Below are 2,850 nucleotides of genomic sequence, written 5' to 3'. Positions count from 1 at the left end.
GGTTCCGCCCCTGCGCGGCGGCATGTGCGGCCGGACGTAGGCGCGTGGCCGCAGAACACGCGCCCACAAGACCGCGCACCTCTGGATACGCGTGTGGCGCAGACACGCCTGCCCGCGGCGTCAGTTGGCCGCGGCCCGCGCGTAACGCTCACTCAGAGACCTGAGGTGGTCCACGAGTTCGGGCGCGTCCTCGACGGTGAAGTCGGCGCCGAGCATGCCCAGCCAGACCGCCAGCGTCTCGGGGTTGTCGGCGCCGGTGGAGAACACGCAGGTCTCGTCGTCCAGCGGTTCGACCGACCCCGCGAACCCCGGTACGCGCGCCGCGACTTCGGCAGCGGGGGCCTTGACGGTGACGCGTACGCGCGTACGCCAGGGAGCGGCCGCGACGCGCGCCGACACGTACTCCGCGACGTCCTCGGCCGGCAGGTTGCGCGGCGTGAACCGCGGACCGGTCGGAGTACGCGGCGACACCCGGTCGACGCGGAAGATCCGCCAGTCCTCGCGCTGCGTGTCCCACGCGACGAGGTACCAGCGGCGCCCCCAGTTGACCATGCGGTACGGCTCGACGTTCCGCAGTGTCGCGGCGCCGGAGTGGTCGCGGTAGTCGAACCTCAGGCGCTCGTGGTCGCGGCAGGCCGCGGCAATCGTGGTGAGCACTTCCGCGTCGACGCGCGGTCCCTCCTGGCCGGGGACCGGAACGGTGTAGGTCTGAAGGGCGTTCACCCGGCGCCGCAGCCGGTTGGGCAGCACCTGTTCGAGCTTGGCGAGGGCGCGGAGCGAGGTCTCCTCGATGCCCGACACCGTGCCGCCCGCGGCGGTGCGCAGGCCGACGGCGACGGCCACGGCCTCCTCGTCGTCCAGCAGGAGTGGGGGAAGGGACGCGCCCGCGCCCAGGCGGTAGCCGCCCGCGGCGCCGCGCGTGGCGTGCACCGGGTAGCCGAGGTTGCGCAGCCGTTCGACGTCGTTGCGCACGGTGCGCGGGGTGACGTCCAGGCGGTCGGCCAGTTCGGTGCCGGTCCAGTCGCGGTGGGTCTGCAACAGGGAGAGCAGACGCAAGAGTCGTGCCGATGTCTCCAACATATTTCGAGCCTGCCCTTCCTTTAGGAACGAAGCTTGCCTAATAGCCTCCTAGAGTTCAAGCAGTGGAGACGAGCGGTGGCCACCGAACTCCCGGCAGGACCAAGCGGAACCAAGCGGAACCGAGCAAGACCCCGCGAAACCGAGCGATGCCGAGCAAGACCCGGCACAGCCGTACGTCCCCCTGTTGAAGACATCTGAGGAGCACTCCCGTGAGCGCAGTCCTGGAGTCCGCGGCGCCGACCGTGGCAGCCGACGCCCCGACCAGCGCAGGACCCGCCGCCCCGGAGCGGGGCGGCGCCGACCGCAAGTGGCTCGGCCTCGGCGTGGTCCTCGCGGCCACCCTGATGAACCTGCTCGACGCGACCGTGGTCAACGTCGCGGCCCCCGCGATCCGCTCGGACCTCGGCGGCTCGTACTCGGCGTTGCAGTGGATGGCCGCGGCGTACACGCTCACGCTGGCCGCGGGGCTGCTGACCGGCGGGCGCCTGGGCGACATCTTCGGCCGCAAGCGCATGATGCAGATCGGCATCGTCGGGTTCGTGGCCGCGTCCGTCCTGTGCGCCGTGGCGTGGTCGCCGGAGGCGCTGATCACCGCCCGCGTGTTGCAGGGCCTGGCCGGGGCGGTGATGATCCCGCAGGGCTTCGGGCTGATCCGCGACCTGTTCCCGCCGCAGGAGATGGGCAAGGCGTTCGCGATGTTCGGCCCGGCGATCGGGCTGGCCACCATCCTCGGGCCGATCGTGGCCGGCGCGCTGGTGGACGCCGATCTGTTCGGCACGGGGTGGCGCATGATCTTCCTGATCAACGTCCCGCTGGGGCTGTTCGCGCTGCTCGTCGGCCGGTTCGCACTGCCCGCCAAGCCGCCGGTCGCCAAGGACGACAAGTCGATGGACCTGCTCGGCGTGCTCATCGGCGGCGCCGGGATGTTCATGCTGGTCTACCCGCTGGTGCAGGGGCAGGAGAAGGGCTGGCCGGTCTGGATGTTCGCGATGCTCGCCGGTGCGGTGGCGGTGCTGGGCGGGTTCGTGGCGTACACCCTGCGCCGGACCGCCAAGGGCGGCAAGGCCCCGCTGGTTCAGCTCAGCGTGTTCTCCAAGCGCTCGTACAGCTCCGGCGTGCTGTTCGTGATCGTGTTCTTCGGGGCCATCACCGGCCTGTCCATGGCGATCGGCCTGTTCCTCCAGCTCGGCCTCGGGTTCAGCGCTATGCGGGCGAGCCTGACAATGGGTTCGTGGGCGCTGGGCGCGTTCATCGGCTCGGGTGCGAGCGGCGCGCTGATGGTGAAGCTGGGCCGCAGGATCCTGCACATCGGGCTGGCCATCATGGCGGTGGGCATCACTCTGCTGTACGCGGTCTTCGCGAACGCCACGACCAACATGGGCAGTTGGATCCTGGTCGGACCGTTCCTGGTCTTCGGGCTCGGCATGGGCATGATCTTCGTACCGCTGTTCGACATCATCATGGGCGACGTCAAGGACCACGAGGTGGGTTCGGCGTCCAGCGCGCTGGAGTCGATGCAGCAGCTCGCCGCGGCGCTCGGTGTGGCGGTGTTCGGCACGGTCTTCTTCAGCCAGGGCGGCGCGCACATGCACCAGCAGTCGGCGGTGGACGCGGTCGCGACGACCACGCTGATCGCGCTCGGCCTCACGGTGGTGGCGTTCGTGCTCGGGTTCCTGCTGCCGAAGCACGCCCGCCAGGGCGGCGGCCACTGACCCCGCCCGGTCACCCGCTCGTCGTCAAGGGGACGTGACAGGCCCGCCCGGCATCCGC

At 70.7% G+C, this 2,850-nt stretch carries 2 protein-coding genes; one reads left to right on the top strand and one right to left on the bottom strand.

Features of this window, described 5'->3' with window-relative positions; all coding sequences use genetic code 11:
- Positions 1-120 precede the first annotated feature (120 nt).
- Positions 121-1,080 (bottom strand): helix-turn-helix transcriptional regulator, encoded by a 960-nt coding sequence (locus ACRX5S_RS01470; protein WP_436770812.1) that lies wholly within the window; start codon positions 1,078-1,080, stop codon positions 121-123.
- 209 nt (positions 1,081-1,289) lie between these two features.
- Here ACRX5S_RS01470 and ACRX5S_RS01465 point away from each other — a divergent pair, with 209 nt between their 5' ends.
- Entirely contained in the window at positions 1,290-2,792 is a 1,503-nt protein-coding gene (locus tag ACRX5S_RS01465) for an MFS transporter (protein WP_436770811.1), read from the top strand.
- Positions 2,793-2,850: the final 58 nt, after the last annotated feature.

The sequence above is a fragment of the Yinghuangia sp. YIM S09857 genome, assembly GCF_051388915.1.
Classification (GTDB): Bacteria; Actinomycetota; Actinomycetes; order Streptomycetales; family Streptomycetaceae; genus Yinghuangia.
Note: the sequence above shows the minus strand (reverse complement) of the source record. Positions and strands in the feature narration are given on the sequence as shown.